21 protein-coding genes and 2 pseudogenes are annotated in these 24,887 nt (G+C 69.1%); 12 read left to right on the forward strand and 11 right to left on the reverse strand.

What is annotated here, in order from left to right; all coding sequences use genetic code 11:
• Window positions 1-386: 386 nt before the first annotated feature.
• From ATK36_RS12165 to ATK36_RS12180, 4 genes are all read right to left on the reverse strand, one after another.
• Window positions 387-680, reverse strand: coding sequence for a hypothetical protein (locus tag ATK36_RS12165; protein ID WP_098511371.1), 294 nt, complete (start codon window positions 678-680; stop codon window positions 387-389).
• 100 nt (window positions 681-780) lie between these two features.
• The gene (gene meaB, locus ATK36_RS12170) at window positions 781-1,770 is read right to left on the reverse strand and encodes a methylmalonyl Co-A mutase-associated GTPase MeaB (protein WP_098511373.1); all 990 of its coding nucleotides are present in this window, start codon (window positions 1,768-1,770) and stop codon (window positions 781-783) included.
• Between the two features lie 3 nt (window positions 1,771-1,773).
• Window positions 1,774-3,942: a methylmalonyl-CoA mutase gene (gene scpA, locus ATK36_RS12175; protein WP_098511374.1), complete on the reverse strand. Its 2,169-nt coding sequence runs from the start codon at window positions 3,940-3,942 to the stop codon at window positions 1,774-1,776.
• Window positions 3,939-5,804 carry a methylmalonyl-CoA mutase subunit beta gene (locus ATK36_RS12180; RefSeq protein ID WP_211291865.1) on the reverse strand — a complete coding sequence of 622 codons (1,866 nt, stop codon included), beginning with the start codon at window positions 5,802-5,804 and terminating at the stop codon, window positions 3,939-3,941. The genes scpA and ATK36_RS12180 overlap by 4 nt, the downstream gene beginning before the upstream one ends.
• 123 nt (window positions 5,805-5,927) lie before the next feature.
• Between ATK36_RS12180 and ATK36_RS12185 the strand changes: the two genes are divergently transcribed.
• Together ATK36_RS12185 and ATK36_RS12190 are read left to right on the forward strand one after the other, a co-directional pair.
• Window positions 5,928-7,760, forward strand: coding sequence for a serine/threonine-protein kinase (locus tag ATK36_RS12185; protein ID WP_281259051.1), 1,833 nt, complete (start codon window positions 5,928-5,930; stop codon window positions 7,758-7,760).
• Window positions 7,761-7,805: 45 nt separating this feature from the next.
• Window positions 7,806-8,591 carry a purine-nucleoside phosphorylase gene (locus tag ATK36_RS12190; protein WP_098511376.1) on the forward strand — a complete coding sequence of 262 codons (786 nt, stop codon included), beginning with the start codon at window positions 7,806-7,808 and terminating at the stop codon, window positions 8,589-8,591.
• Between the two features lie 44 nt (window positions 8,592-8,635).
• Here ATK36_RS12190 and ATK36_RS12195 read toward each other — a convergent pair whose 3' ends face one another.
• Window positions 8,636-9,790 (reverse strand): glycosyltransferase, encoded by a 1,155-nt coding sequence (locus tag ATK36_RS12195; protein WP_098511377.1) that lies wholly within the window; start codon window positions 9,788-9,790, stop codon window positions 8,636-8,638.
• A gap of 60 nt (window positions 9,791-9,850) precedes the next feature.
• Here ATK36_RS12195 and ATK36_RS12200 point away from each other — a divergent pair, with 60 nt between their 5' ends.
• From ATK36_RS12200 to ATK36_RS12220, 6 genes and pseudogenes are all read left to right on the forward strand, one after another.
• Window positions 9,851-11,482 (forward strand): phospho-sugar mutase, encoded by a 1,632-nt coding sequence (locus ATK36_RS12200; RefSeq protein ID WP_098511379.1) that lies wholly within the window; start codon window positions 9,851-9,853, stop codon window positions 11,480-11,482.
• A gap of 38 nt (window positions 11,483-11,520) precedes the next feature.
• Window positions 11,521-11,970 carry a flavodoxin family protein gene (locus ATK36_RS12205; RefSeq protein ID WP_098514827.1) on the forward strand — a complete coding sequence of 150 codons (450 nt, stop codon included), beginning with the start codon at window positions 11,521-11,523 and terminating at the stop codon, window positions 11,968-11,970.
• Between the two features lie 315 nt (window positions 11,971-12,285).
• Window positions 12,286-12,912, forward strand: a complete 627-nt coding sequence (locus tag ATK36_RS12210) for a TetR/AcrR family transcriptional regulator (RefSeq protein WP_098511380.1) — start codon at window positions 12,286-12,288, stop codon at window positions 12,910-12,912.
• Window positions 12,909-14,567 (forward strand): FAD-binding dehydrogenase, encoded by a 1,659-nt coding sequence (locus tag ATK36_RS12215; RefSeq protein ID WP_098511382.1) that lies wholly within the window; start codon window positions 12,909-12,911, stop codon window positions 14,565-14,567. The genes ATK36_RS12210 and ATK36_RS12215 overlap by 4 nt, the downstream gene beginning before the upstream one ends.
• Before the next feature lie 44 nt (window positions 14,568-14,611).
• Window positions 14,612-14,674 (forward strand): annotated as a pseudogene (locus tag ATK36_RS34660) (hypothetical protein); the annotation flags it as partial.
• Window positions 14,675-14,822: 148 nt separating this feature from the next.
• The gene (locus ATK36_RS12220; RefSeq protein WP_170069707.1) at window positions 14,823-15,305 is read left to right on the forward strand and encodes an alpha/beta fold hydrolase; all 483 of its coding nucleotides are present in this window, start codon (window positions 14,823-14,825) and stop codon (window positions 15,303-15,305) included.
• Window positions 15,306-15,694: 389 nt separating this feature from the next.
• Here ATK36_RS12220 and hisS read toward each other — a convergent pair whose 3' ends face one another.
• The 4 genes and pseudogenes from hisS to ATK36_RS12240 all read right to left on the reverse strand — a co-directional run bounded on the left by hisS (window position 15,695) and on the right by ATK36_RS12240 (window position 19,255).
• On the reverse strand, window positions 15,695-16,990 hold the full coding sequence (gene hisS / locus ATK36_RS12225; RefSeq protein ID WP_098511385.1) for a histidine--tRNA ligase: 1,296 nt from the start codon (window positions 16,988-16,990) through the stop codon (window positions 15,695-15,697).
• 36 nt (window positions 16,991-17,026) lie between these two features.
• Complete coding sequence (locus tag ATK36_RS12230; RefSeq protein ID WP_098511386.1) at window positions 17,027-17,410, reverse strand: hypothetical protein; 384 nt, start codon at window positions 17,408-17,410, stop codon at window positions 17,027-17,029.
• Between the two features lie 465 nt (window positions 17,411-17,875).
• Window positions 17,876-18,857 (reverse strand): annotated as a pseudogene (locus ATK36_RS12235) (aldo/keto reductase).
• The gene (locus ATK36_RS12240) at window positions 18,854-19,255 is read right to left on the reverse strand and encodes a MerR family transcriptional regulator (protein ID WP_098511388.1); all 402 of its coding nucleotides are present in this window, start codon (window positions 19,253-19,255) and stop codon (window positions 18,854-18,856) included. The pseudogene ATK36_RS12235 and the gene ATK36_RS12240 overlap by 4 nt, the downstream one beginning before the upstream one ends.
• Window positions 19,256-19,407: 152 nt before the next feature.
• Between ATK36_RS12240 and ATK36_RS12245 the strand changes: the two genes are divergently transcribed.
• Window positions 19,408-20,034, forward strand: coding sequence for a TetR/AcrR family transcriptional regulator (locus ATK36_RS12245; RefSeq protein WP_098511389.1), 627 nt, complete (start codon window positions 19,408-19,410; stop codon window positions 20,032-20,034).
• Window positions 20,035-20,103: 69 nt separating this feature from the next.
• Here ATK36_RS12245 and upp read toward each other — a convergent pair whose 3' ends face one another.
• Together upp and ATK36_RS12255 are read right to left on the reverse strand one after the other, a co-directional pair.
• A complete protein-coding gene (gene upp, locus ATK36_RS12250) occupies window positions 20,104-20,727 on the reverse strand; it encodes a uracil phosphoribosyltransferase (RefSeq protein ID WP_098511390.1) in 624 nt (207 codons plus the stop codon).
• 36 nt (window positions 20,728-20,763) lie between these two features.
• Window positions 20,764-21,234, reverse strand: coding sequence for a protein-tyrosine phosphatase family protein (locus ATK36_RS12255; RefSeq protein WP_098511392.1), 471 nt, complete (start codon window positions 21,232-21,234; stop codon window positions 20,764-20,766).
• A gap of 71 nt (window positions 21,235-21,305) precedes the next feature.
• On the opposite strand from ATK36_RS12255, the gene ATK36_RS12260 reads away from it, so the two are divergent.
• The 3 genes from ATK36_RS12260 to ATK36_RS12270 all read left to right on the forward strand — a co-directional run bounded on the left by ATK36_RS12260 (window position 21,306) and on the right by ATK36_RS12270 (window position 24,886).
• Entirely contained in the window at window positions 21,306-21,971 is a 666-nt protein-coding gene (locus ATK36_RS12260; protein ID WP_245914655.1) for a DUF1707 SHOCT-like domain-containing protein, read from the forward strand.
• A gap of 505 nt (window positions 21,972-22,476) precedes the next feature.
• Window positions 22,477-23,451, forward strand: a complete 975-nt coding sequence (gene deoC / locus ATK36_RS12265) for a deoxyribose-phosphate aldolase (protein ID WP_098511395.1) — start codon at window positions 22,477-22,479, stop codon at window positions 23,449-23,451.
• Window position 23,452: 1 nt separating this feature from the next.
• Complete coding sequence (locus tag ATK36_RS12270; protein ID WP_098511396.1) at window positions 23,453-24,886, forward strand: aldehyde dehydrogenase family protein; 1,434 nt, start codon at window positions 23,453-23,455, stop codon at window positions 24,884-24,886.
• Window position 24,887 lies beyond the last annotated feature (1 nt).

The following is a 24,887-nucleotide window of genomic DNA, read 5'->3' on the forward strand; positions in this document are numbered from 1 at the left end:
CCTCCCGCACCACTGGTGGCCCGAGCCGCGCAGGGGGTCACACAACGTGCCGTTCGATCTGTCATACGCATTTGCAGATGATCGTGCACCATGCAGCCGGCAAGCGGGGGCCCCTGATGGCCAGGCTAGGCGGCCGGTACCGGATCTGCGATGAACGGCGGACGGGAGTTCGGTCTGGGTGAACGGGCAGTCAGCCCCGCCACCGAGACCGTCCGTTCTCCCCTGGTCCGGCACACATCAGCGTGAGCTGCGGAAATCCGGGGCACGACGGATCTTGTCCGGCTGGCCCCGCCGGTCCCCGGCGGCTGCTCGGACCTGCGAAGAACCGCCCGGCTCCGGCGAACGGCACTGTCCCCCGACGAATGGCAAGGGCGTCCGCGGAGTGCTCAGCCCCCGGCCTTGCGGCGCTTGATCCGGTGCCGGCGCCCGAAGAACACGATCGCCAGCAACGCCACCGCGGCACCACCGGCGATGATCTTGCTCTTGGACTTCTCCGTGTTCGCCTTGTCCGTTTCGGTGGGATCGAGGACCGGGCCCGGCGGCGCCTGGTGCAGTTCGCTCACCCGGGTGATCGCCACCGTCGGCGCGGGCGTCGTCGCGGAAGCCGGTGAAACGGCCAGCACCCCGGTGAGCAGTACGCCCAGCAGGCCGGCCAGCAGCAGTCCCCGCACCTTCGCCATGACTTCCCTTCTACGGCATCGACGCGCATTCTGCCCGGCGAACCCCGGTCCCGTCAGCCGCCACGCGGAGGAGCCGGGGTTCCCACCGGGCGTGACAATCTCAAGCAGGCTCGGCGAAGGCGTCGAGAATGCGCTGCGCGGCCAGCGTCGGGGTCAGCTCGCCCTCGCGGACCGCGCGCTCCACGTCCGCCACCTGCGCACGGACCTTCGGATGCGCGGCGAGCCGGTCGAGCAGCTGTTCCCGCACCATCGCCCAGGTCCACTCCACCTGCTGCGCGCGCCGTCGTCCGGCGAGTTCGCCCGAGGCCTCCAGCGACGCACGGTGCCGGCCGATCGTCGCCCACACCTTGTCCAGCCCACGGCCTTCCAAGGCACTGCAGGTCAGCACTGGTGGCGTCCACGGCGCGTCCTTGCCGTAGATCATCCGCAGCGCGCCCTGCAACTCCCGGGCGGCCCGTTTGGCGTCGCGTTCGTGCGGGCCGTCCGCCTTGTTCACGGCGATCACGTCGGCCAGCTCCAGCACGCCCTTCTTGATGCCCTGCAGCTGGTCCCCGGTCCGGGCGAGGGTCAGGAAGAGGAAGCAGTCGACCATGTTGGCCACGGTCACCTCGGACTGCCCGACCCCGACGGTCTCCACCAGCACCACGTCGAAACCGGCGGCTTCCATCAGCACGATCGTCTCGCGGGTGGCACGCGCGACCCCGCCGAGCGTGCCCGAGGTCGGCGACGGCCGGATGAACGCGTTCGGGTCCACGGCCAGCCGCGCCATCCGCGTCTTGTCTCCGAGGATCGAGCCGCCGGTACGCGTCGAGGACGGGTCGACCGCGAGCACCGCGACCCGATGCCCGGCCGTGGTCAGGTCGGTGCCCAGCTGATCGATAAAAGTCGACTTACCGACTCCTGGCACCCCGGTGATCCCGACCCGTTTCGCGCCGCCGGCCTGGGGCAGCAGCTCCACCAGCAGTTCCTGGGCCATCCGGCGGTGGTCCTCGCGATGCGATTCGACCAGCGTGATCGCCTTGGACAGGGTGCCCCGATCACCGGCGAGCACACCTTTCGCGTACTCGCCGACATCGATCCGGCGCGGCAAGGTTCAGGACTCCTGCGCGGCCAGCTGCTCAAGCAGGCCGATCGCGGCGTCCGCGAGCACGGTGCCCGGCCCGAAGATCGCCGCCGCACCGGCCGCCCGCAGCTCGTCGTAATCCTGCGGCGGGATGACCCCGCCGACCACCACCATGATGTCCTCACGGCCCAGCTCGGCCAGCTCGTGGCGCAGCGCGGGCACCAGCGACAGGTGCCCGGCGGCCAGCGAGGACACCCCGACCACGTGCACGTCCGCCTCCGAGGCCTGACGCGCGACCTCGGCCGGGGTGGAGAACAGCGGCCCGACGTCCACGTCGAAACCGAGGTCGGCGAAGCCGGTGGCGATCACCTTCTGGCCCCGGTCGTGGCCGTCCTGGCCCATCTTGGCGACCAGCAGCCGTGGCCGCCGGCCTTCCGCCTCGGCGAACTTCTCGACCAGCTCGCGGGCCTTCTCGACGTTGTCCGACTTTCCCACCTCTTCCCGGTACACCCCGGAGATCGTGCGGATCTGGCCGGAATGCCGTCCCCACATCTTCTCCAGTGCATCGGAGATCTCGCCGACGGTGGCCTTCGCCCGGGCCGCGTCGATGGCCAGCGCCAGCAGGTTTCCGTCACCCTGCGCGCCTTCGGCCAGCCGCCGCAACGCGTCCTCGGTCGCGCGGGGGTCGCGTTCCTCGCGCAGCCTTCGCAGCTTATCCAGCTGCTGTGCGCGTACGCCGGCGTTGTCCACTTTGAGCACGTCGATCTGCTCGTCGTCGACGACCTGGTACTTGTTCACCCCGATCACCGGCTGCCGGCCGGAGTCGATCCGCGCCTGCGTACGCGCGGCTGCCTCTTCGATACGCAGCTTCGGGATGCCTTCGTCGATCGCCTGCGCCATACCGCCGGCGCCTTCGACCTCGGTGATGTGCGCCCACGCTTTCCGCGCGAGGTCGTAGGTCAGCTTCTCCACGAACGCGCTGCCGCCCCACGGGTCGATCACCCGCGTCGTCCCGGATTCCTGCTGTAGCAACAGCTGCGTGTTACGCGCGATCCGCGCGGAGAAGTCTGTGGGCAGTGCCAGCGCTTCGTCAAGAGCGTTGGTGTGCAAGGACTGCGTATGCCCCTGCGTCGCTGCCATCGCCTCGACACAGGTGCGCGTGACGTTGTTGAACACGTCCTGCGCGGTCAGCGACCAGCCGGAGGTCTGCGAGTGCGTACGGAGTGAAAGCGACTTCGGCGACTTCGGGTCGAACTGCTTGACCAGCTTCGCCCACAGCAGCCGTGCGGCCCGCAGCTTCGCGACCTCCATGAAGAAGTTCATGCCGATGGCCCAGAAGAACGACAGCCGCGGCGCGAACTTGTCGACGTCGAGCCCGGCGTCGATGCCCGAGCGGAGGTACTCCACGCCGTCCGCGAGCGTGTATGCGAGTTCCAGGTCGGCGGTCGCCCCGGCCTCCTGCATGTGGTAGCCGGAGATCGAGATCGAGTTGTACTTCGGCATGTGCTGCGAGGTGAAGGCGAAGATGTCGGAGATGATCCGCATCGACGGCTTCGGCGGGTAGATGTAGGTGTTGCGGACCATGAACTCCTTGAGAATGTCGTTCTGGATGGTCCCCGCCAGCTGCTCCGGTTTCACCCCCTGCTCCTCCGCCGCGACCACGTACAGCGCGAGCACCGGCAGCACCGCGCCGTTCATCGTCATGGACACGCTCATCTTGTCCAGCGGGATGCCGTCGAAGAGCTGGCGCATGTCGTAGATCGAGTCGATCGCCACACCCGCCATGCCGACGTCGCCGGACACGCGCGGGTGATCGGAGTCGTAACCGCGGTGCGTCGCCAGGTCGAAGGCGACCGAAAGACCTTTCTGTCCAGCCGCAAGATTGCGGCGGTAGAAAGCGTTCGACTCCTCCGCGGTGGAGAACCCGGCGTACTGACGGATGGTCCACGGCTGGTTCACGTACATCGTCGGGTACGGCCCGCGCAGGTACGGCGCGATACCCGGGTACGTGCTGAGGAAGTCCACATCGGACAGATCAGCCGCGGTGTAGACCGGCTTCACGCCGATGCCCTCAGGGGTTTCCCAGGCGAGCGCGTCCGGCCCCTTGCCGGTGGTGTCCTGCACAGCCTGCGCCCACGCGGCGCGGTCCCCCGGCTCGGGCGCGCCGAGCGGGACGCCGGCGAAATTCGGGATGCTCATGCGGACACTCCAAGCTGTGCGTGCAGTCCGGTCAGCACTTCGAGCGCGTCGCACCCGGCGTACACGTTCCCGGCGACACCGTCGTAATTCCCTTTACCCGCCAGCAGAACGGTCTCCGCGCCGAGCGAGGCGGCGACCGTGACGGCCTGCTTCTCGTACGCCGCGTCGGTACCGCACAGACAGGCGATCCGCGCACCGCTCGCCCGGAAGGCGCCCGGCAGGTCGTCTGTGGCGCCGGGGTTCACCGCTTCGAGTCCGCCGGCTTGGAACAGGTTCGCGGCGAAGCCCGCCCGCGCGGTGTGCGCAGCGACCGGCCCCAGCGTGGCGAGGAAGATCTTCGGCCGTTCCCCGTGCTCGGCCAGGTAAGCGTCCGAGGCGTCGCGCAGCTTCTCGTACGCCTCCGCGTAACGGTGGCGCGGCAGGCCGCCTTCGGGCACCACGGGCAACGGCTCCCGCGAGACCGGCTTCTCCGCCAGGTTCGGGAACTCGCTGACGCCGGTGATCGGATCGCGACGGGTGCCCAACCGTTTCGCGCGCTTGTCCCAGGTCTCGGCCAGACGCCCGGCCAGCGCGCCGGAAGCAAGCTCGGCCTCGATCCCACCGCACGCCTCGATCGCGGTGAACTCACGCCAGGCGGCTTCAGCCAGCTCGTCGGTCAGCTTCTCGACGTACCAGGAACCGCCCGCCGGGTCGATGACACTGCCCAGCTTCGACTCCTCGATCAGCACCGCGTTGGTGTTACGGGCGATCCGTGCGGAGAACGCGTCCGGCAGGCCGATAGCCGCGTCGAACGGCAATACCGTCACCGCGTCCGCGCCGCCGACACCGGCGGCAAAGCAGGCCACCGTGGTACGCAGCATGTTCACCCATGGATCGCGCTGCGTCAGCATCGTCGGCGACGTGACCGCGTGCTGATGCATTCCGCGCGCGGCGGCCGGGGCACCGGAAACTTCCAGCACCCGGTCCCACAGCCTGCGCGCCGCGCGAAGCTTGGCGATGGTCAGGAACTGGTCGGCCGTCGCGGCCAGACGGAACTCAAACTGCGCAGCTGCCTGCGCCACCGTCAGCCCGCCTTCAGTGAGCGCTCGCAAGTACGCGACGCCTGCCGCGATTGTGGCGCCCAGCTCTTGTGCATCGGACCCACCGGCTTCGTGGAACGGCAACCCATCGGCGACGACCGTACGCACCTTCGGATGCTTCGCGGCGACGCGGACGGCAAGCTCGGCGACGGGAGCTAACGGGAGGGCTTCGCCCGTACGCGCGGTGGTGCCGATCGGGTCCGCGCCGAGCGTGCCGACCACTTCGCTCGCCGGAATCTCTCGCTCGGCGAAAAGATCCAGCAACGCCTGCGCGGCCGCTTCGTAACCGGCGCCTGCGTCGAGGACTACCGGCGCGAGTTCCACGTACACGTCGTTGAGCGCGTCGGCAAGCGCGGAGAGCGGGAGCGCGTCGTCACCGACGCGCAGCCACACCGACGAAGCGCCGCCTTCGAGGTCTGCGAGGATCGCCGCGTTGACGGCCTTGGCATCCGCGCGAAGGTGACGGACGCGTACCTCCCAGCCGGTGCCGATCACGCCTTCTGGCCGAGCGCCACGTACGAACGGCGGCAGCCCTGGGAAGCCCAGCGCGCCCAACTCGTCGTCGGCGGTGTATAGCGGCTGGATCTCGATATCGTCGTAAGTACGCGTGACAAGCTTGCTCTCCGGCGCACCGGTGAAGTCCTCGGGCAGCCGACCGCTCTTGCGCAACACCCCGGCGACCAGCTCCTGCCACCGGTCCCGGTCCGCCGCCGGGAACTCCGCGGCGAGGGCGAGCTCCGGTCCGGAGCCCGGCACGGATTCCGGCCCAGCCAGGTTAGTCATACCCAGTGATGGTAGAGCCAGACCGGTACGCCCACCTGTGACGCTGCTCGCCCCCCTGATGGGGGATACCGGAGTAGCGACACTGCCTCGAAGCCGGTCGGTGCCTTAGGCCACAATCAAGGGGTGTCCTCGGAGAAAGCAGAACCCTCGAACGGTCTGCCGGACCTGCCGCCGCGAGTGATCGCGGGCCGGTACCGGCTGCGCTCGGTGCTCGGCTCCGGGTCGATGGGCACCGTCTGGTCGGCCTACGACGAGTTCCTGCACCGGCCGGTGGCGGTCAAGGAGATGAAGGTGCCGCCGGGCATTCCGGCGGCGCAGGCGGACGAGCTGCGCGAACGGACGCTGCGCGAGGCGCGCGCGATCGCCGTGCTGTCCCACCCGAACGTGATCATCCTGCACGACGTCGCCCGCGAGCACGACGAGCCGTTCGTGGTCATGGAGCTGCTGCCCTCGCGCAGCCTCGCGCACATCCTGCGCGACCACGGGCCGCTCACCGTCGAACAGGCCGCGACGGTCGGCATCGCCGTGGCGGCCGCGCTCGAAGCCGCGCACGACGCGGGCATCACGCACCGCGATGTGAAACCGGGCAACGTGCTGGTCGCCAACGACGGCCGGATCAAGCTGACCGACTTCGGCATCGCCCGCAACGTCTCGGAAGCCACCATGACCGCGACCGGGATCATGCTCGGCTCACCGGCTTACATCGCCCCGGAAGTCGCGTCCGGCGGCCCCGTCACCCCGGGCGCCGACCTGTGGGGGCTCGGCGCCACGCTCTTCGCCGCAGTGGAGGGCGCTCCGCCGTACGACGCGGACGGCGACCCGTTGGAGACCGTGGGCAAGGTGGTCAACGGCCACGTCCCGCGCCCGCGTCCAGGCCCGCTGGCCGGCGTGATCACCGCGCTGATGAAGAAGGAGCCGGAAAAGCGGATCTCGCTGCGCGAGGTGCGCCACCGGCTGTACCCCCTGCAGGGCAAGACCGCGCTCGACCTGTTCGGCCCCGAGCTCTTCCACACCCCGGACGGGCAGCGGACCTCGGCGCACCTGGACGCCACCGACACCCAGGTGGTCAAGACCGTCGCACCCGCTCCGCGCCGCGATTCCGGTGTGCAGCCCGCACCGCTGGCGGCCGATCCCGGTCCGCTGCCGTTCCTGACCGGCTCGTCCGGTTCCACCGGCTCGGCCGCCCTGCCGGCCCTGCCGATGCCCTCGTTCCCCGGACTGCCACCCGCCGCCACGTCACCGGCCACGTTCACCACGCCGATCCCGCCGCGGCGGCGGCGCAGCCCGTTGGCCACGACTGCCTTGGTGCTCGGTTCGGTGTTGCTGTTCCTCATCGCGGGCGGCGGCGGATTCATGCTGGCGCGGGTGATCAGCGGCGAGACGTTGCTGCCGGAGAGCGGCAGCGCCTCGCCGGCGAGCGCACCGATCGAGTCCGCGCCGAAGCAGGCGAAGCTGGTCACTCGCCAGGGCAACGCCAGCACGACCGCGAACCTGACCCGCGACAGCTCCTACAGCGTGTCGGTGCCGGAGGACTGGCAGCGCTTCATCGCGACCCACAAGTCCAGGCTGGGGCCGTCCTCGGTGGTGCAGTACATCTCGCCGGACGGCAGGCAATCGCTGCAGCTCGAACGGTTCGAGGGCTTCATCAACCGGCAGTACAGCATGGACGAGTACCTGAACTCCCTGAACCCGGATCCCGGGGGCGGCGACGGTGCCTTCCGCATCGTCCAGGGCCCCACCCCGTCCGACAAGGGTGACGACGTGACCTACCGGACGGTGGAGCACGGCCGGGGCAAGAGCACGAGCGCGATCACCCGCGCGACCTTCGCCTTCATGCAACCGGTCGGCGGCGACCTGTGGGTGCTGTCGCTGACCGTGCCCGCCGAGCAGGAGGACACGGCGGGCAACACGTTCGGCCAGATCCGGCCGACGCTCGACCTTCCCGGGGCATCCTGAGCGGAATCGGCGGGCAGGCGGCGGCAGGCCGATACGCTCGCCGGTATGAGTAACGAGGAGAAGGCGGCCGCGGCCGTCATCGCCGAGCGGACCGGCCTGGAGCGGCACGACATCGCAGTGGTGCTCGGCTCGGGCTGGCGCCCGGCCGCGGACGTGATCGGAACCGCCGAAGCGGAGATCCCGTTCGACGACCTGCCGGGCTTCACCGCTCCCGGCGCACTCGGCCACGGCGGCACCGTGCGGTCGCTGCGGATCGGCGACAAGCGTGCGCTGATCCTGCTCGGCCGCACGCACTTCTACGAAGGCAAGGGCATCGACCCGGTGGTGCAGAACGTGCGCACGGCCGCCGCCGCGGGCGTGCGCACGGTGCTGCTGACCAACGCGGCCGGCGGGCTGCGCGAGGGCATGAGCGTGGGCCAGCCGGTGCTGATCTCCGATCACCTCAACCTGACCGCGCGCTCCCCCCTCGTCGGCGCGAACTTCGTCGACCTGACCGATCTGTACGCGGTGCGGCTGCGGAAGCTGGCCAAAGACATCGATGGGTCGCTGGAAGAGGGCGTGTACGCCGGGCTGACCGGCCCGCACTTCGAAACGCCCGCCGAAATCCGGATGCTGCGCACGCTGGGTGCGGACCTGGTCGGCATGTCGACGGTGCTGGAAGCGATCGCGGCCCGCGCGGCCGGACTCGAGGTGTTCGGCCTTTCGCTGGTCACGAATCTGGCCGCGGGCATGACCGGGGAACCGCTGAACCACGAAGAGGTACTCGAAGCGGGCCATCAGTCGGCGACCCGGATGGGCTCGCTGCTGAAGGAACTCGTCGCCCGCGCCTGACCCACGCGGTCCGGCCCCGGCTCGGTGCCGGGGCCAGAACCGCGTCAGGCGAACTGCGGCAGCTGCGTCACGACCTCTTCCGGCGACGGCATACCCGCGACCTCCTCGGCCACCTTGCGCACGAGGTCGGCCACCGAAGTGTCGGTGAGCAGCCGTTTTGCGTTGTCCCGCACCGTTTCCGCGGTCATTTCGTCCTTGATCAGGCGGCTGCCCAGCCCAGCGTGGGTCACGGCTTCGGCATTGCTGAACTGGTCCGCGCCCTGCGGCAGCACCAGCTGCGGGACCCCGGCCGCCAGCGCGCTCATGGTCGTACCGCTTCCGCCGTGATGCACCACCAGGTCGACGTGCGGCAGCAGCTCCGACTGCGGCAGCCACGCCTCGAGCCGCACATTCGGGGGAACCTCACCGAGTTCGGCGACCTTCACCGCCGGTCCGGTGGCCACGAGCACGTTCACCTCCAGCGAGGCCAGGCCCTGTATGGCGGCGGTCAGCAGGTGGGCTTGGCTCATCGGGGTGGTGCCCAGCGTCAGGTACACGAGCGGACGCCCGCGGTCCCGGCCGGCCACCCCGGCCGGCAGCTCGCCCGGCTCGCTCCAGCCAGTCGGCCGCATCGACAGCCGCCGCGCGCTGGCCAGGAACGCCGGGTCCTGCAGAGACGGCGGGCAGATGTCCACGAACGGCTTACCCCAGCCCAGCTGCGGATCCCCGGTCAGCCCATGTTCCGAGCCGGCCGCGCAGAAGCGCTCCCGGACCTCCGTCGCCCTTTCGTCGTTCATGGCGACCCTTCCGTAGCCATGACAGATAGCCGGCACCCCAGTGGTGTGCGCGGCGAACAACCCGCCCGGGTTGGAGATCTCGTACACCACGAGATCCGGACGACGCTGCTCGATCAGCGGTACCAGGTCGGCCATGAACAGCTCCGGCAGCACCTGGCCGAACATACGGCCGATGGCCGGCCACATCTCCTCCAGCGGAACCTCGCCCTGGGACCGGTTTTCGCTGGCGAACGCCCGCTGGACCGCGTCCTTGAGGCTGATCCCGGCCGAAGCGGCTTCGAGGCCCGCGTTGCCCAGCGTCGGGTGGAACTCGTCAGCCGTCGCGAAAACGACTTCGTGCCCGGCGTCGCGGGCGGCGACTGCGAGCGGCAGCAGTGGGTAAAGGTGCCCTGGTGAGGCCAATGAGGTGAAAACCAATCGCATTCTTCGAGCGTAGCGAAAACACACCCCGAAGATCAGGTTCTCCGCCGTTAGGCTGAGCCGGTGCCGAACACACTTCCCGCCGAACTGCGAGCCGCTGCCGAACGCTGGATCGACGGCGATCCGGACCCCGCCTCCCGCGCGGAGCTGGCGAGAATCCTGGCCCGCGCGACCGGCCAGGAGCCCGGGGCGGCCGGGGAACTCGCCGACCGGATGGCCGGGCCACTGGAGTTCGGCACCGCGGGCCTGCGCGGACCGGTGCGGGCGGGGCCGAACGGCATGAACGTCGCGGTGGTCACGCGGACCACCGCCGGCGTGGCCACCTGGCTGACCGCACACGGACACGCGGGCGGGGTGGTCGTGCTCGGCCGCGATGCCCGGCACGGTTCGGAGGACTTCGCCACCGCGGCAGCGGAAGTGCTCACCGCTGCCGGATTCGTGGTAAAAGTCCTGCCGAAGCCGCTGCCGACGCCGTTGCTGGCCTACTCCGTGCGGCACTACCGAGCGGTGGCCGGGATTCAGATCACTGCGTCGCACAATCCACCTGCGGACAACGGATACAAGCTCTACGACGAGACCGGCGGCCAGATCGTGCCCCCGACGGACGGCGAGATCGAGCAGGCCATTCAGGTCGCCCCCGCCGCGGCGGACGTGCCACGCGCCGCAGGTGCGGAAATCGTCGACCCGTCTGCGGCATACCTGGACGAAGTGGCCGCGCTTTCCCCCGGCACCACGCGGAGCCTGCGGATCGCGGCCACCGCGCTGCACGGCGTCGGCGCAGAAACGCTGCGTGCGGCCCTGCACCGGGCCGGCTTCACGGACCTGCATCTGGTTACCGAGCAAGCCGAACCGGACGCCGATTTCCCCACCGTGTCGTTCCCGAACCCGGAGGAACCCGGCGCCACCGACCTGCTGCTGACCCTGGCGTCCACAGTGGACGCAGACCTGGCGGTGGCGCTGGACCCGGACGCGGACCGGTGCGCGCTCGGCGTGCGCACCCCGGGCGGGGAATGGCGGATGCTGCGCGGCGACGAGACCGGCGTCCTGCTCGGCGCACATCTACTGTCCACAACGGACAGTACAGATCCGCTGGTCGCCACCACGATCGTGTCCTCCTCTCTGCTCGGCGAGCTGGCGAAGGAGAGCGGTGCCCGGTACGCCGAGACGCTGACCGGGTTCAAATGGCTGGCCCGGGCGGGTGCCGGGCTGATCTTCGCCTACGAAGAGGCACTCGGACTGTGCGTGAACCCCGGTTTCGTACGGGACAAGGACGGCATCGCGGCCGCCGTCGTGGCCGCCGGGCTGGCGGCCGGCCTCAAGGCGGAGGGCCGCACCCCGCTGGACGTCCTCGACGACCTCGCCCGCCGGCACGGGGTGCACCTCACCGACCAGGTTTCCTTGCGGGTCACCGATCTGGCCGTCCGCGGCCGGCTGATGACCGCGATGCGCGCCGACCCACCGGCCACCCTCGGCGGTGTCCCCGTGACCCTGGAGGACCTCCTCCCGGACGCCGACGTGCTCCGGCTGCATGGGGACGGCGTGCGGGTGGTCGTCCGGCCCTCGGGCACGGAACCGAAGCTCAAGGCGTACCTGCAGGTGGTCACCCCGGTCCGGGGCGAACTGGCCGAGGCCCGCGACCGGGCCGGGGTGCTGCTCGGCGCCGTCCGAAAGGAGATCACCGCCCTCCTGCGGTGACGGATGCGCTGTCGCGCAACCGATGGCAGGCTGCGAACATGCCAACGCTGCTGATCGTGCACCACACGCCGTCGCCCGCCATGCAGGCGATGTTCGAGGCCGCACTGGCCGGCGCGAAGCACCCGGACATCGAGGGCGTCGATGTCGTGCGGCGGGCCGCGCTCGGCGCGACGGCTGCGGACGTGCTGGCCGCGGACGGCTACCTTCTGGGCACCCCGGCGAACCTCGGCAGCATGAGCGGCGCGTTGAAGCATTTCTTCGACACCATCTACTACCCGTGCCTCGACGCGACTCAGGGCCGACCGTTCGGTGCCTACGTGCACGGCAACAACGACACTTCGGGCACCGTCCGCCAGCTCGACGCCATCACCACCGGGCTGGGCTGGCAACGCGTGGCCGCTCCGGTCCTGGTCACCGGCGAACCGGGCAAAGCCGAACTGGCGGCGCTCACCGAATTGGGCGGCACCCTCGCGGCGACCCTCATGTGAGCCTCCCTCATGGGAGCCTCAGTCCGCTCACATGAGCAGCAACCGTGGTGCCGCCGGAAATCGCCCGGGCCGGAAAAGTAAAGGGGCCTGTCACCGGAAGCCCTGGGGGTCGACCTCCGGCAACAGGCCAGGTCAAGGGATCGCTGCGAGGCGTTCAACCTTGACTGATGCCAGAGTACTACAAAGTGTCGATCATGACGAGCGGCTGAGCCCCGAAATTCCGGAAAGACATCCGAATTCCCACCGGTGCCTTGCGCGCACTCGATACACGGGTGTATTCAGTACAGAAAAGTATTGAAATGGGGGAGTCACGTGATGCCGGCACCGCCCGCCGGCCGGGTACCGCGCCGTCGTGCCGAGACCCGCCGCCGGCTACTCGAAGCGGCACTCCTGGTATTCGCCGAGGAGGGCTTCGGACGGTCCACAGTGGAGCAAGTATGCGAGCGCGCGGGATACACGCGGGGCGCCTTCTACTCCAATTTCGCCTCACTGGACGAGCTGTTCCTGGCCATGTGGGAACGCCGTTCGGCCGAGCTGATCGCCGGGCTGCGCACCGCCTTCGAACGCACCGAGGCCCAGGGGGTGCACACCGTCCGGGATGTGGTCGAGCACCTGCTGCCCGCGATTCCGCTGGACGATGTCTGGTACCGCGTCAGCGCCGAGTTCACCACCCACGCCCTGCGCCATCCCGCGCTGCGCCAGGTGATGACCACCCGCGAGGAGGCGATCGCCGGCGCGCTGATGCCGTTCCTCGAAGGGCTGCTCGCCCGGATCGGCCGCACGGTGCCGGACCGGGTCGCGCTCGGCCAGGCGCTCATCGCGGTGCACGACGGGACCATGGTGCAATGTCTGATGGAACCGGACAATTCGCGCATCCGGCAACGGCGCGCGGAACTCGCCGTGCACGTGCTGACGGCCTACAGCGAAGGAGACCGGGGATGACGTTCAAACCCGACGTGATCGTGGTCGGCGCGGGTCTGGCCGGCCTCGTCGCCACCCACGAGCTGGTCCGGGCCGGGCGCCGGGTGCTCGTGCTGGACCAGGAGAACCGGGCCAACCTCGGCGGGCAGGCGTTCTGGTCGCTGGGCGGGCTGTTTTTCGTGGACAGCCCGGAGCAGCGCAGGCTCGGCATCAAGGACTCCCACGGGCTGGCATTGCGCGACTGGCTCGATTCGGCCGGTTTCGACCGCGAGGACGAGGACTTGTGGGCACGCCGCTGGGCGGAGGCATACGTGCGGTTCGCGGCCACGGAGAAGCGCCAGTACCTGTACGACCTCGGGCTGCGCGTGACCCCGATAGTCGGCTGGGCCGAGCGCGGTGGCGGGATGGCGGGCGGGCACGGCAACTCGGTGCCGCGGTTCCACCTCACCTGGGGAACCGGGCCCGAAGTGGTGCGCGTGTTCGCGGAACCGGTGCTGGACGGGGAACGCCGCGGTCTCGTGCAGTTCGCCTTCCGCCACCAGGTCGACGAGCTGGTGATCGAGGACGAGGTGGTGACCGGCGTACGCGGCACCGTGCTGGTACCCAGCGAGCAGCCCCGCGGGGTCAAGTCGTCGCGGGAGAAGGCGGGCGAGTTCGAATTCCGCGCGAAGGCCGTGCTGGTGTCCTCCGGCGGGATCGGCCACAACCACGAACTGGTCCGGCGCAACTGGCCAGTCGAACGGCTGGGTCCGGTGCCGCGGACCATGATCCCCGGCGTGCCCGCCCACGTGGACGGCCGGATGATCGGCATCAGCGAGACCGCGGGCGCGCGCGTGGTCAACCGCGATCGGATGTGGCACTACACCGAGGGCCTGCACAACTGGGACCCGATCTGGCCGGACCACGCCATCCGGATCATCCCCGGCCCGTCCTCGCTGTGGTTCGACGCGACCGGCGCCCGGCTGCCCGCCCCGGACTTCCCCGGCTTCGACACGAACCACACGCTCAAGACGATTCTGTCGACCGGGTACGACTATTCGTGGTTCGTGCTCACCCAGACCATCCTGGAGAAGGAGTTCATACTGTCCGGGTCCGAGCAGAACCCGGACATCACCGGGAAGAGCCTGCGCCGGACGCTGGCGAGCCGCGCGGCAAAGGGTGCACCCGGACCGGTCGACGCGTTCAAGCGCCACGGCGTGGATTTCGTGGTGGCCGACGACGTCCCCGCACTGGTCGAGGGCATGAACAAGCTCTCCCGCGGCCCCATACTGGACCCGGCGGAGCTGACCCGGCAGATCGTCGCGCGCGATCTGGAGGTGGGCAACCCGTACTCGAAGGACCTGCAGCTGATGGCCGTCGCGAACGCCCGCCGATTCGTCGGCGACCGCGTCGCGCGCGTCGTGAAACCCCACCGCATCCTGGACCCGGCACACGGCCCGCTGATCGCCGTGCGGCTGAACATCCTGACCCGCAAGACCTTGGGCGGTATACAAACCGATCTGGACTCCCGCGCGCTGCGTACGGACGGTACGCCGTTGCCAGGCCTGTACGCAGCCGGAGAGGTCGCCGGATTCGGTGGCGGCGGCGTACACGGCTACAACGCACTCGAAGGCAGCTTCCTCGGCGGCTGCATCTTTTCCGGCCGAGCCGCCGGCCGCGCTATGGCGAAGGAGTGAACGTCCTCGTCGAAGGTCCCAAAGACGCCCCGGCGTTGCTTCTGGTGCACGGCTTCTGCGGTTCGCTGCGTGGGTACGACCAGGTCGCCGAGCTACTGTCCGACCGGTTCCGGCTGATCCGCGCGGACCTGCGCGGCCACGGCCGGACCGGCGGGCACACCGGCCTCGACGCCCGTTCCCAAGCCCGCGCACTCGCGGACGCCGTACACGGGTTTCCCCGAGCTGACCGCCGCCGGACATTCGTTCGGCGCAGACGTGGTACTGGAACTGGCAGCCCGCACGAGCGCCGTCACCCGAACTGTCCTCATTGGACAGGCACCAGACTACCGGCACGCCACTTTCCCGCCCGGACACGGACTTCTCGTCGCCCCAGGGGTGAGCACCGCCCTCCGGTCACTGGCCGCCTCACCAGTCGTCGCAAGCGCCTTACGCCGAACCTCCCTACACCGGACGCGGGCCGACTTCGCCGCCACCAGCCCGCGAATGGCCCGCGTCGTCCTGACGGAACGACGGCAACAGCTCGCCGAACGCCCGCTCGACAAGCAACTGCGCGTACCCACCCTGGTGATCCTCGGCAGCCGGGACCGGCTGTACGACCCCGTCTCGACCGCCGCCCGCTACCGGGCGGCCGGCGCTCGGGTGGCTGTGCTGCCGGGGGCCGGGCATTCACCGTTCGCCAGCCACCCCGCTCGGGTGGCCGAACTGCTGGCTTCGTGGGCTCTCGGGCGAACAGGGTGACCTGCCTGTCGGCTGCGGACGTTTCGGCATTTGTGCTGCCGTGTCTGTGCTACCCGACTTGGCCATGATCAAGACGGGTCGATCAAGCACCGACACTGCCCCCGTCCGGCTGAGCCGCCGTCACGGCGGGTCGATCAACCCGCCTGTCACAACAGCCTCCGCACGCGGCACCCGTACCAGCGCTGACCGGTTGGACCACGATCGAGACGAGTCGATCAACTCATCGACGGCAGCAGCCAACCGGCCAGCGACACCCGGCGCTGCTCTCACAACGCCGAACCCCTGCCGAACCGCCGTCGTGACGAGGTTGACCGGCCCGTCCACCACAGCAGCTCCACGGACGGCACCCAGCGGTCACACCGGCCGGGTGCCGTCCGGCCGAACCACCGTCAGGATGGGCTGATCAGCCCGTTCACCGCGGCCGCCACCTCGGCGAGCGGGACCTGGCGTTGCTCCCGCGTCGCCAGGCTGCGGACGGTCACCGCACCCGCGGCCCAGTCCTCCTCGCCGACGATGACCACCGCGACGGCGCCCGCCTTGTCCGCGCGGGTCAGTTCCTTGCCGAGCTTGCGCAGTTCGAGCGGGGTCGACGTGCGCAGCCCCGCCTTCCGCAGCGACGCCGCGACCTCGCGGGCCGGATCCGCCAGCTCCTCGGCCACCGGAATCACCATGACGTCGACCTCGTTGCGCGGCTGCGGCGTGAGGCCGTGCGTGTCGAGGAAGTCGATCAGGGTGACGTCGCCCATGCCGAAACCGATACCGGGGATCCGCTCCTTGGTGAACAAGGACGCGAGGTCCGCGTAGCGACCACCGCCGAACAGCGCGCGGCGGTTCTTCGGCGAAGTGTCGAAGACCTCGAACACGGTCGACGTGTAGTAGGCCAGCCCGCGCACGATCAGCGGCTCGTAGCGGACCAGGCTCGCGGCACTGCTGGAGAGCACCTTCACCAGGTTCGACTCCGCCTTGACCTCGGCAGGCAGCTCGTCCAGCAGCGCGGCACCGGCGCCGAGCGTCTCGGACAGCTTCCCGAACTCCTTGTCCGCCAAGCCGATCTCCGCCGCGGCCGCGGCGAGGTCCTCGACCGGCGTCTTCTCCCAGCGGTCGACGAGCGCGAACACCTGCGGCAGCAGTTCCGGGGCGACCCCGGCCACGTCGGTCAGTGCGGAGGAGAGCAGGTTCCGGTCGTTGACCCGCACCGCGAACAGGTCCGGCGACGCCCCGAGCGCACCCATCAGGTCGTGGATCAGCTCGAACATCTCGATCTCGCAGTTCGCGCTCTCCGAACCGAAGATGTCCGCGTTGATCTGCCAGTGCTCGCGCACCCGGCCACGCTGCGGGCGTTCGTAGCGGTGGCAGTTGGGGTGGCTGTACCAGCGCACCGGGAAGGACAGCGACTTCGCGTGCCCGGCGATCATCCGGGCCACCGACGGGGTCATCTCCGGGCGTAGCGCCAGCCGCTCGCCGCCCCGCGTGGTCAGCGTGTAGAGCTGCTGATCGGCGATCTCCTGCCCGGACTTCCGCTCGTAGATCTCGGCGGGTTCGAGCACCGGACCGTCGTAGCGAAGGAAGCCGTAGCGCTCGAGGACTTCGTAGAGATGGCCGAACACCTGCGTACGGACGGACATTTCGGCGGGGAGGAAGTCTCGGGTCCCCTTGACAGGCGCGGTCGACAGGTATTCAGGCACGTCACCAAGCTTAACGACCCGCCCCACGCCTTTTTCTCAGGGGAACGCGACCCCATAGGCGGTGATCAGCATGGCCGCCCCCAGCAGCACCGCGCCCCCGGTGGTGACCCCCATCCCGAGCCGCGTCCGCGCCATCGCCAGGAAGAACCCGCCGGACTGCGCGAGCACCCCGAACAGCAGCAGGAAACAGACCAGCCACTGCCCGCCGCCGGTCAGTCCCCCACGCGAAAGCACCTGCAACGCGGCCAGCACCAGGACGAGCAGCACCCCCGCATGCGCGTGCACGGCCCGGAACAGCCCCCGCTGTCGTTCGGTGAACTGCCCCCGCCGCAGTACTCCGCTCAGGGCATAACCGCCATACATCACAGTAGGCAGCGAAACGAGCGCGATGACAGTGAACAACTGGATCGGACCGTGCATGGTTCCCCTCCTCGGTTGACCCCAGCTATGGTAACAGTGTTTTAAAACGGTGTCACGAAACTTGTGCCGCCCCGGCACGAGCCCGTGCCACAAACGCCCGGCAAAGACTCACCCCCCACCGGCCTCGAAGTCCCGGCCCGGCCACTTTCGACCCGGCTGCGCCATCAGCAGGGCCGCGCCCGACCGGACCGGCCGCGCTGAGCCAATACAGACACTCCCGCGCACTACCGAACTGGCACCAGTCCACACACTCGCACCCACCCCAGCGACGCCCCACCCGGCCTCGCTTCAAACCTATGCAGGACAGCAACATTGACGGTCCTGTGAGGACACACGCCGCAACCGAACCCACGCGAGCATCCCTGCTCCACGCAAGGACAACGAGTCGACCGCCCCAGACTGTTGCCAGGGCGCCAACCGTAGCCGGAGCACAGTGGTTCCCCAGCTACGGCCAGCCCCCTCCGGCTACTTCCCGACTGCCCGGGCGAGCTTTTCCGGGTAACGAGCACCCGCGACCGCATCCCGCGGAGCCGCCTGTTCAATGGCCGTGATGTCCTTTTCGGACAGTTCCAACCCCGCGGCCGCGACGTTCTCCTCCAGGTACTTCCGCCGTTTCGTACCCGGGATCGGGACGACGTCGGCACCCTTCGCCTGCACCCAGGCCAAGCGCGAGCTGCCCCGCGGTCACGCCCTTCTCCGCGGCGAGCTGCCGAAGCGCGTCCACGATCGCGAGATTCCGCTCCAAGTTGCCGTCGGCGAAACGGGGCATGCCACAGCGCATGTCGTCCTCCGGCAGGTCCTTCGCCGAATTGACCGAGCCAATGAGAAGCCCGCGGCCGAGCGGCGAGTACGGCACCAGCCCGATACCCAGCTCCCGGCAGACGCCGAGGATCTCGTCCTCGATCCCGCGCGTCCACAGGGACCACTCGCTCTGCAGCGCGGAGACCGGGTGCACCGCGTGCGCGCGCCGGATCGTCTCGGCACTGGCCTCGGAAATACCCGCGTACCGGATCTTTCCGGCCTGCACCAGCTCGGCGAGCGCGCCCCAGGTCTCCTCGATCGGCACGTCCGGGTCGACCCGGTGCTGGTAGTAGAGGTCGATATGGTCGACCCCGAGCCGTTGCAGCGACTCTTCACAGCACTGCTTGACATAGGCCGCGTCGCCACGGGCGGTCATCTCACCACCGGTCCAGACGATGCCGAACTTCGTCGCCAGGACCAGCCCGTCGCGACGGCCGGCAATCGCGCGCCCGACCAGCTTCTCGTTCTCGCCCGCGCCGTACACGTTGGCCGTGTCAAGCAGGGTGACCCCCAGCTTCAACGCCCGGCGCACGGTGGCGATCGATTCGTCGTCGTTGTCGCGCACGCCGTAGGCCTGGCTCATGCCCATGCAGCCGAGGCCCTGCGCGCCGACCTCCAGATTGCCGAGTTTCCTCGTACCGATCACGCGGAAATCTCCTCCAACGCCGGCGCCTTGCCGAAGGCGTTGCGCTCGATCTGGTCGTAGTTGCCGATCTTGTAGTCCAGGATGTCGAGACACCCCTGCAGCTCGGCGATCCGCTCCGCCACCGACTGGCGCTGCTCGACCAGGATCGCCTTGCGCCGCCCGGCACTCGAGACGCCGTGGCCACGCAGCGAGGCGTACTCGCGCATGCTCTTGATCGGCATGCCGGTGAGCCGGAGTTTGGTGAGGAACCCAAGCCAGGTGAGATCGTCCTCGGAATACGCCCGCCGTCCGGCGGAGTCCCGGGCCGGCGGATCGAGCAGCTTGATCCGCTCGTAGTACCGCAGGGTGTCGATCGACAAGCCGCTACGTCGTGCGGCTTCCGCTATCGAGTAGCTCATGCGCTCGACAGTACGACCTGGAGTGCACTCCAGGTCAACTCCCGATCACGCGTCCCGCCACACCGGGTGAGGCCTGCCGCGCCTCCTTCCTCCCACCTATCGCATTCGCCTCGCCCTCGCGTTTTATAACAACGTTGCATTACTCTCGGCCCATGCCTCGCCCTCGCACGCACGACGAAACGCTCCGGCTGAAGCTGCTCGACCGGGCAGGCGAACTGATCTCCAGCGACGGCCCCAAGGCCCTCTCCTTACGAAAACTCGCCACCGACGCGGGCACGTCGACCACCGCGGTCTACTCGCTCTTCGGGAGCAAGCCGGACCTGGTCAACGCGCTGTACGCGGAAGGCTTCCGCCGGTTCGGGGCCAGGCTGGCGGCCGTCCCCCCCACCGGCGACGCCGCGCCGGACCTGGTGCGGCTCGGCATCGCCTACCGGGAGAGCGCACTCGCCGACCCGCATCTCTACGCGATCATGTTCACCCGCTCGGTCCCCGGCTTCGAACCGAACGCCGAGGCCGAGCAACTCGCCCGAGCCACGCTGGAACCCTTGGCACGAATCGCCCGCGACGGGGTGTCCTCGGGACAGTTCGCCGACGTGCCACCCGAGGTGATCATGGTCAGTTCATGGGGCCTCGTCCACGGTCTGGTGTCCTTGGAGATGTCCGGCACCCTGCCTTCGGGGTTCGACTCGGCCGGTTCGTACGAGAAAGCGTTGCACGCCCACGCTTTCGGCTGGCTTCGCCCCGCATCGGACGCCTCCAGCACTTCTCTCCCGCACTGACGAACAGGCACGCCGGCACCGACCAGAAGACCCACACCCGGCACGCGGACACCACCACTCCCGACGAACTCAGACCGCTCCGTATTGCCGATCCCCGGCGTCGCCGAGACCGGGCACGATGAACCCGGAGTCGTTGAGCCGCTCGTCGATGCTCGCGGTGACCACCCGCACCGGCAGACCGGTCCCTTCCAGGTGCGCGAGCCCTTCAGGCGCCGCCAGCGCACAGATCGCGGTGATGTCCGTGGCACCCCGCCCGGTGAGCAGCCGGATCGTGTACTCCATGGACCCACCGGTAGCCAGCATCGGATCGAGCACCAGCACCGGCCGGTCGGCGAGCGTCTCGGGCAGCGATTCGAGATACGGCGTCGGCTTGAGTGTCTCTTCGTCCCTGGCGAGCCCGACGAACCCCATCTGCGCGTCGGGGATCAGCGTGTGCGCCTGGTCTGCCATACCGAGACCGGCCCGCAGCACCGGCACCAGCAACGGTGGGCTGGCCAGCCGATAGCCCTCGGTCCGGGCGACCGGCGTGTGGATGCGCTCGGTCCGCACCGGAGCGTCCCGCGTGGCCTCATACACCAGCATCACGGTCAGCTCGTGCAACGCTGCCCGGAACGCCGCACTGTCCGTCCGAGCGTCACGCATGGTGGAAAGCCTGGCTTTGGCCAGCGGGTGATCGACAACGTGCACATCCATGCCGGACAACTTAGCTCGCACCTAGCGCCTGCGCCGTCACTCGCCACCTACGGCGCAACGCGCCGAACCGCGCTTCGCGAACCAGTGGATCCACCGACGTTGCCAGTAAGTCTCGACAGCGCGCCGATGGTAGTGCGCACGCACCCACGAGACAGCGTCGTCGGGCTCCAGGCCATCGAGCGTAGCCAGACAGGCCAATACCGTGCCGGTGCGACCGACCCCACCGTGACAGGCAAGCTCCACCACCTCGCCCGCGGCGGCGCGCGCGTGCAGCGCCTCGATGTCGCGCTTCGCGCCCGCCCAGTCCAGAGGCAGGAGGAAAGCGGGCCAGCGAATCCACTCGTGGTTCCAGGTAAGCGTCGCGTCGTGCTTCGCGCGGAGGCGGCGGGAACCGAGATACAGGCCGAAGTCCGGCTCGGGACCGACCGGGCACGGCCGCCCGAGACCACGCGGGCGCACCTCAGCGCCACCGGGTAGCGCAAGGGCCTGTGCCGGCGGGGACGACATCGCCCCATTTTGCCCTCTATCCGTCGTTCGATGGACCCCAGAGCGCCACCGATCGGGCTAGGCTTCCCCGGATGAGTGAAGACCCAGCCATTCCTGGCCCGGAACAGATGCGGATTTCGGACGCCGACCGGGAACAGGTCGCGCAGGTACTGCACCAGGCCCTGTCCGAAGGCCGCATCACGATCAACGAGCTCGAGGAACGGCTCTCCGTCGTCTACGCGGCGAAGACGTTCGGGGACCTCAAGCCGGTGACCGCCGACCTGCCCGGAGGGGGCGCCGAGGCTGCCCCGCCGGCCGCGCTTCAGCCGGCCACCGGCCGGGCACTCGGGCTTCCGGACAGCCGCGTGGGCGGGCACCCGGGGTCGAGCATGTCCGTCGGGATCATGTCCGGGGCCGCGCGCAAGGGCAGCTGGGTGCTGCCCCAGCAGCACACCAGCTTCGCGTTCTGGGGCGGCACGGAGATCGACTTGCGCAGCGCCCGGTTCGCGGACAAGCAGTGCACGATCACCGCCGTCGCGATCATGGGCGGAATCGAGATCACCGTGCCGGACGACATCAATGTGAATGTCACCGGAATCGGCTTGATGGGCGGCTTCCTGCTGGAGGACAAGTCGGATGCGCCCCCGGCACCGCCCACTGCTCCGACGGTGACGATCAACGGAATCGGCTTCTGGGGTGGCGTGGTCGTCTACCGGAAGCCGGCCCGACCGAGAAACGCTCCGCAAATCGAGTCCTGAGCCGGTCGCGCCGGCCCCACTTCCCCGCCACGACCGGCAGCACACCGTCAAGAGCAGACGTACCCAACGCCGCATTCGCCCACCGGCGAGGCAACCTGTCGCACTTGGCAGCCTCTCGGCGCCAGTAAGCGGACTTCCGACGATCCCGGTGTCGATCATGTCTCCAATCCCCTCTCTCCGCGGACGGCTGCTGCCGCATTGTTCGACGCAATCCCTTGCCCTGGACGGCCCATCACGGACGACGGGCGGTAGCGATGGCCTTTCCACCCCAAGGCTTCAAGAAGGAACGAGTTCTGCGCGCCACTCCCCAGCGCACCCGGATTCGGCCGAGGACCTGGAACCGGCTGTTCCGCCTTGCACTTCGATGTCTCCGGTCTACCACCGCGCAGGGACTGTGCGGGGGCGCCAGAGCAGATCTGTGGACAACTCGGCTGTCGCCGCTCAGTCATCCACAGATTCCGGTGAGTGACCCAGCACGACCCGTGGCGGACCTACACTCAGCGGTATGACAGCTACCACCAGCCCGTCAGCAGCGCCGGACACCCCGGCCGCGCTGGCGGACGTGACTCGCGACGACGCGAGCCTGCGGCGGTTCCTGCACGGGCTGCCCGGCGTCGACCAGGTAGGTGTCGAGCAACGCGCGGCGGGGCTCGGGACCCGGAGCATCAAGAAGGAGGCCAAGCGATGGGCGATCGACACCGCCATCTCGATGGTCGACCTGACCACGCTCGAAGGCGCTGACACCCGCGGAAAAGTCCGGGCACTCGCGGCGAAAGCGCTGCGGCCCGACCCCGAGCGGCAAGACTGCCCGCGGGTGGCGGCGGTCTGCGTGTACCCGGACCTGGTGGAGACGGCGGTCGAAGCGCTCGCGGGCAGCTCGGTGCACGTGGCGAGCGTGGCCACCGGTTTCCCCTCGGGCCGCACGAGTCGTGCGGTGAAGCTGGCCGACACCGCGCTCGCGGTGCAGGCCGGCGCGCACGAAGTCGACATGGTGATCGACCGTGGCGCATTCCTCGAAGGCCGCTACCTGGATGTGTTCGAGGAGATCCGCGCAATCAAGGCGGCCTGCGGCGAAGCCCACCTCAAGGTGATCCTCGAAACCGGAGAGCTGGCCACCTACGACAACGTGCGCCGCGCCTCGTGGCTCGCGCTGCTCGCCGGCGGCGATTTCATCAAGACCTCGACCGGCAAGGTATCGCCCGCCGCGACACTGCCGGTCACGCACGTAATGCTGCAGGCGGTGCACGACTGGTTCACGCGGACCGGGCAGCTGCGCGGGGTGAAGCCCGCGGGCGGCATCAGGACCACCAAGGACGCGATCAAGTATCTCGTGGCGGTGCACGAGGTGGCTGGCGAGCAGTGGCTCACCCCGGATCTGTTCCGGTTCGGCGCGTCGAGCCTGCTCAACGATCTGCTGCTGCAGCGCCGCACCCAGGTGGACGGCCACTACAGCGGCCCCGACTACGTGACGGTGGACTGACATGGGCATCTTCGACTACGCGCCGGCACCGGAATCACGCGCCGTCGCCAACCTCAAAGACCGGTACAAGCCATTCGTGAACGGCGAATTCGTGGATGGGGCGGGGGAACCCCTCAAGACGATCAACCCGGCCACCGAGGAGATCCTCGCGGAGGTCGGCACCGCCTCGAAGTCCGATGTGGACACTGCGGTGCGGGCGGCCCGCCAGGCCTACGACACCGTCTGGTCCAGGATGCCGGGCGCGGAGCGGGCGAAGTACCTTTTCCGCATCGCCCGGTTGATCCAGGAACGCTCCCGCGAGCTCGCCGTGCTGGAGACGCTGGACAACGGCAAGCCGATCAAGGAATCGCGCGATTCGGACGTGCCCACGGCCGCGGCGCACTTCTTCTACCACGCCGGATGGGCCGACAAGCTCGGCTATGCCGGGTACGGGCCGGATCCGAAACCGCTCGGAGTGGCCGGCCAGATCATCCCGTGGAACTTCCCGCTGCTGATGCTGGCATGGAAGATCGCCCCGGCACTGGCCACCGGCAACACCGTGGTGCTCAAGCCCGCCGAGACGACCCCGCTCACCGCATTGGTGTTCGGGGAGATTTGCCGGCAGGCCGAGCTGCCACCCGGGGTGGTGAACATCCTGCCGGGCGCGGGTGACCTCGGTGCGTCCATTGTGGAGCATCCGGACGTGGACAAGATCGCGTTCACCGGTTCCACCGAAGTCGGCAAGCTGATTCAGCGCACCGTCGCGGGCACGCGCAAAAAGCTCACTCTCGAACTGGGTGGCAAGGCGGCGAACGTGGTGTTCGACGACGCCCCGCTGGATCAGGCCGTGGAGGGGATCGTCAACGGGATCTTCTTCAATCAGGGCCACGTGTGCTGCGCCGGATCACGGCTGCTGGTGCAGGAGTCCGTCGCCGAGGAGGTGCTGGACAAGCTGCGCTACCGCGTTTCCACGCTGCGGCTGGGTGATCCGCTCGACAAGAACACCGATCTCGGCGCGATCAACTCGGCCGAGCAGCTGGCCAAGATCCGCGGCCTGGTCGAATCCGGCGATGCCGAAGGAGCACAGCGCTGGACCAGCCCGTGCCCGGTGCCCGATCGCGGGTTCTTCTTCGCCCCCACGGTGTTCTCCGACGTACACCAGTCGATGCGGATCGCCCGCGAGGAGATCTTCGGGCCGGTGCTCTCGGTACTCACCTTCCGTACCCCGGAGGAAGCGGTCACCAAGGCGAACAACACCCCGTACGGCTTGTCCGCCGGAATCTGGACCGAAAAGGGTTCACGCATCCTGTGGATGGCGAACCGGCTCCGGGCGGGAGTCGTCTGGGCCAACACCTTCAACCGCTTCGATCCCGCCGCACCGTTCGGCGGCTACCAGGAGTCCGGGTTCGGCCGGGAAGGCGGACGTACCGGCTTGGAGGCTTACCTCAGTGTCTGAC

The organism is Amycolatopsis sulphurea, assembly GCF_002564045.1.
Lineage (GTDB): Bacteria > Actinomycetota > Actinomycetes > Mycobacteriales > Pseudonocardiaceae > Amycolatopsis > Amycolatopsis sulphurea.

Coding starts and splice junctions, on each gene's coding strand:
- ATK36_RS12165 (WP_098511371.1), bottom strand. CDS start 680: ATGGCGAAGGTGCGGGGACTGCTGCTGGCCGGCCTGCTGGGCGTACTG.
- scpA (WP_098511374.1), bottom strand. CDS start 3,942: ATGAGCATCCCGAATTTCGCCGGCGTCCCGCTCGGCGCGCCCGAGCCG.
- ATK36_RS12180 (WP_211291865.1), bottom strand. CDS start 5,804: ATGACTAACCTGGCTGGGCCGGAATCCGTGCCGGGCTCCGGACCGGAG.
- ATK36_RS12190 (WP_098511376.1), top strand. CDS start 7,806: ATGAGTAACGAGGAGAAGGCGGCCGCGGCCGTCATCGCCGAGCGGACC.
- ATK36_RS12195 (WP_098511377.1), bottom strand. CDS start 9,790: ATGCGATTGGTTTTCACCTCATTGGCCTCACCAGGGCACCTTTACCCA.
- ATK36_RS12205 (WP_098514827.1), top strand. CDS start 11,521: ATGCCAACGCTGCTGATCGTGCACCACACGCCGTCGCCCGCCATGCAG.
- ATK36_RS12210 (WP_098511380.1), top strand. CDS start 12,286: ATGCCGGCACCGCCCGCCGGCCGGGTACCGCGCCGTCGTGCCGAGACC.
- ATK36_RS12215 (WP_098511382.1), top strand. CDS start 12,909: ATGACGTTCAAACCCGACGTGATCGTGGTCGGCGCGGGTCTGGCCGGC.
- ATK36_RS12230 (WP_098511386.1), bottom strand. CDS start 17,410: ATGCACGGTCCGATCCAGTTGTTCACTGTCATCGCGCTCGTTTCGCTG.
- ATK36_RS12240 (WP_098511388.1), bottom strand. CDS start 19,255: ATGAGCTACTCGATAGCGGAAGCCGCACGACGTAGCGGCTTGTCGATC.
- ATK36_RS12245 (WP_098511389.1), top strand. CDS start 19,408: ATGCCTCGCCCTCGCACGCACGACGAAACGCTCCGGCTGAAGCTGCTC.
- upp (WP_098511390.1), bottom strand. CDS start 20,727: ATGGATGTGCACGTTGTCGATCACCCGCTGGCCAAAGCCAGGCTTTCC.
- ATK36_RS12255 (WP_098511392.1), bottom strand. CDS start 21,234: ATGTCGTCCCCGCCGGCACAGGCCCTTGCGCTACCCGGTGGCGCTGAG.
- ATK36_RS12260 (WP_245914655.1), top strand. CDS start 21,306: ATGAGTGAAGACCCAGCCATTCCTGGCCCGGAACAGATGCGGATTTCG.
- deoC (WP_098511395.1), top strand. CDS start 22,477: ATGACAGCTACCACCAGCCCGTCAGCAGCGCCGGACACCCCGGCCGCG.
- ATK36_RS12270 (WP_098511396.1), top strand. CDS start 23,453: ATGGGCATCTTCGACTACGCGCCGGCACCGGAATCACGCGCCGTCGCC.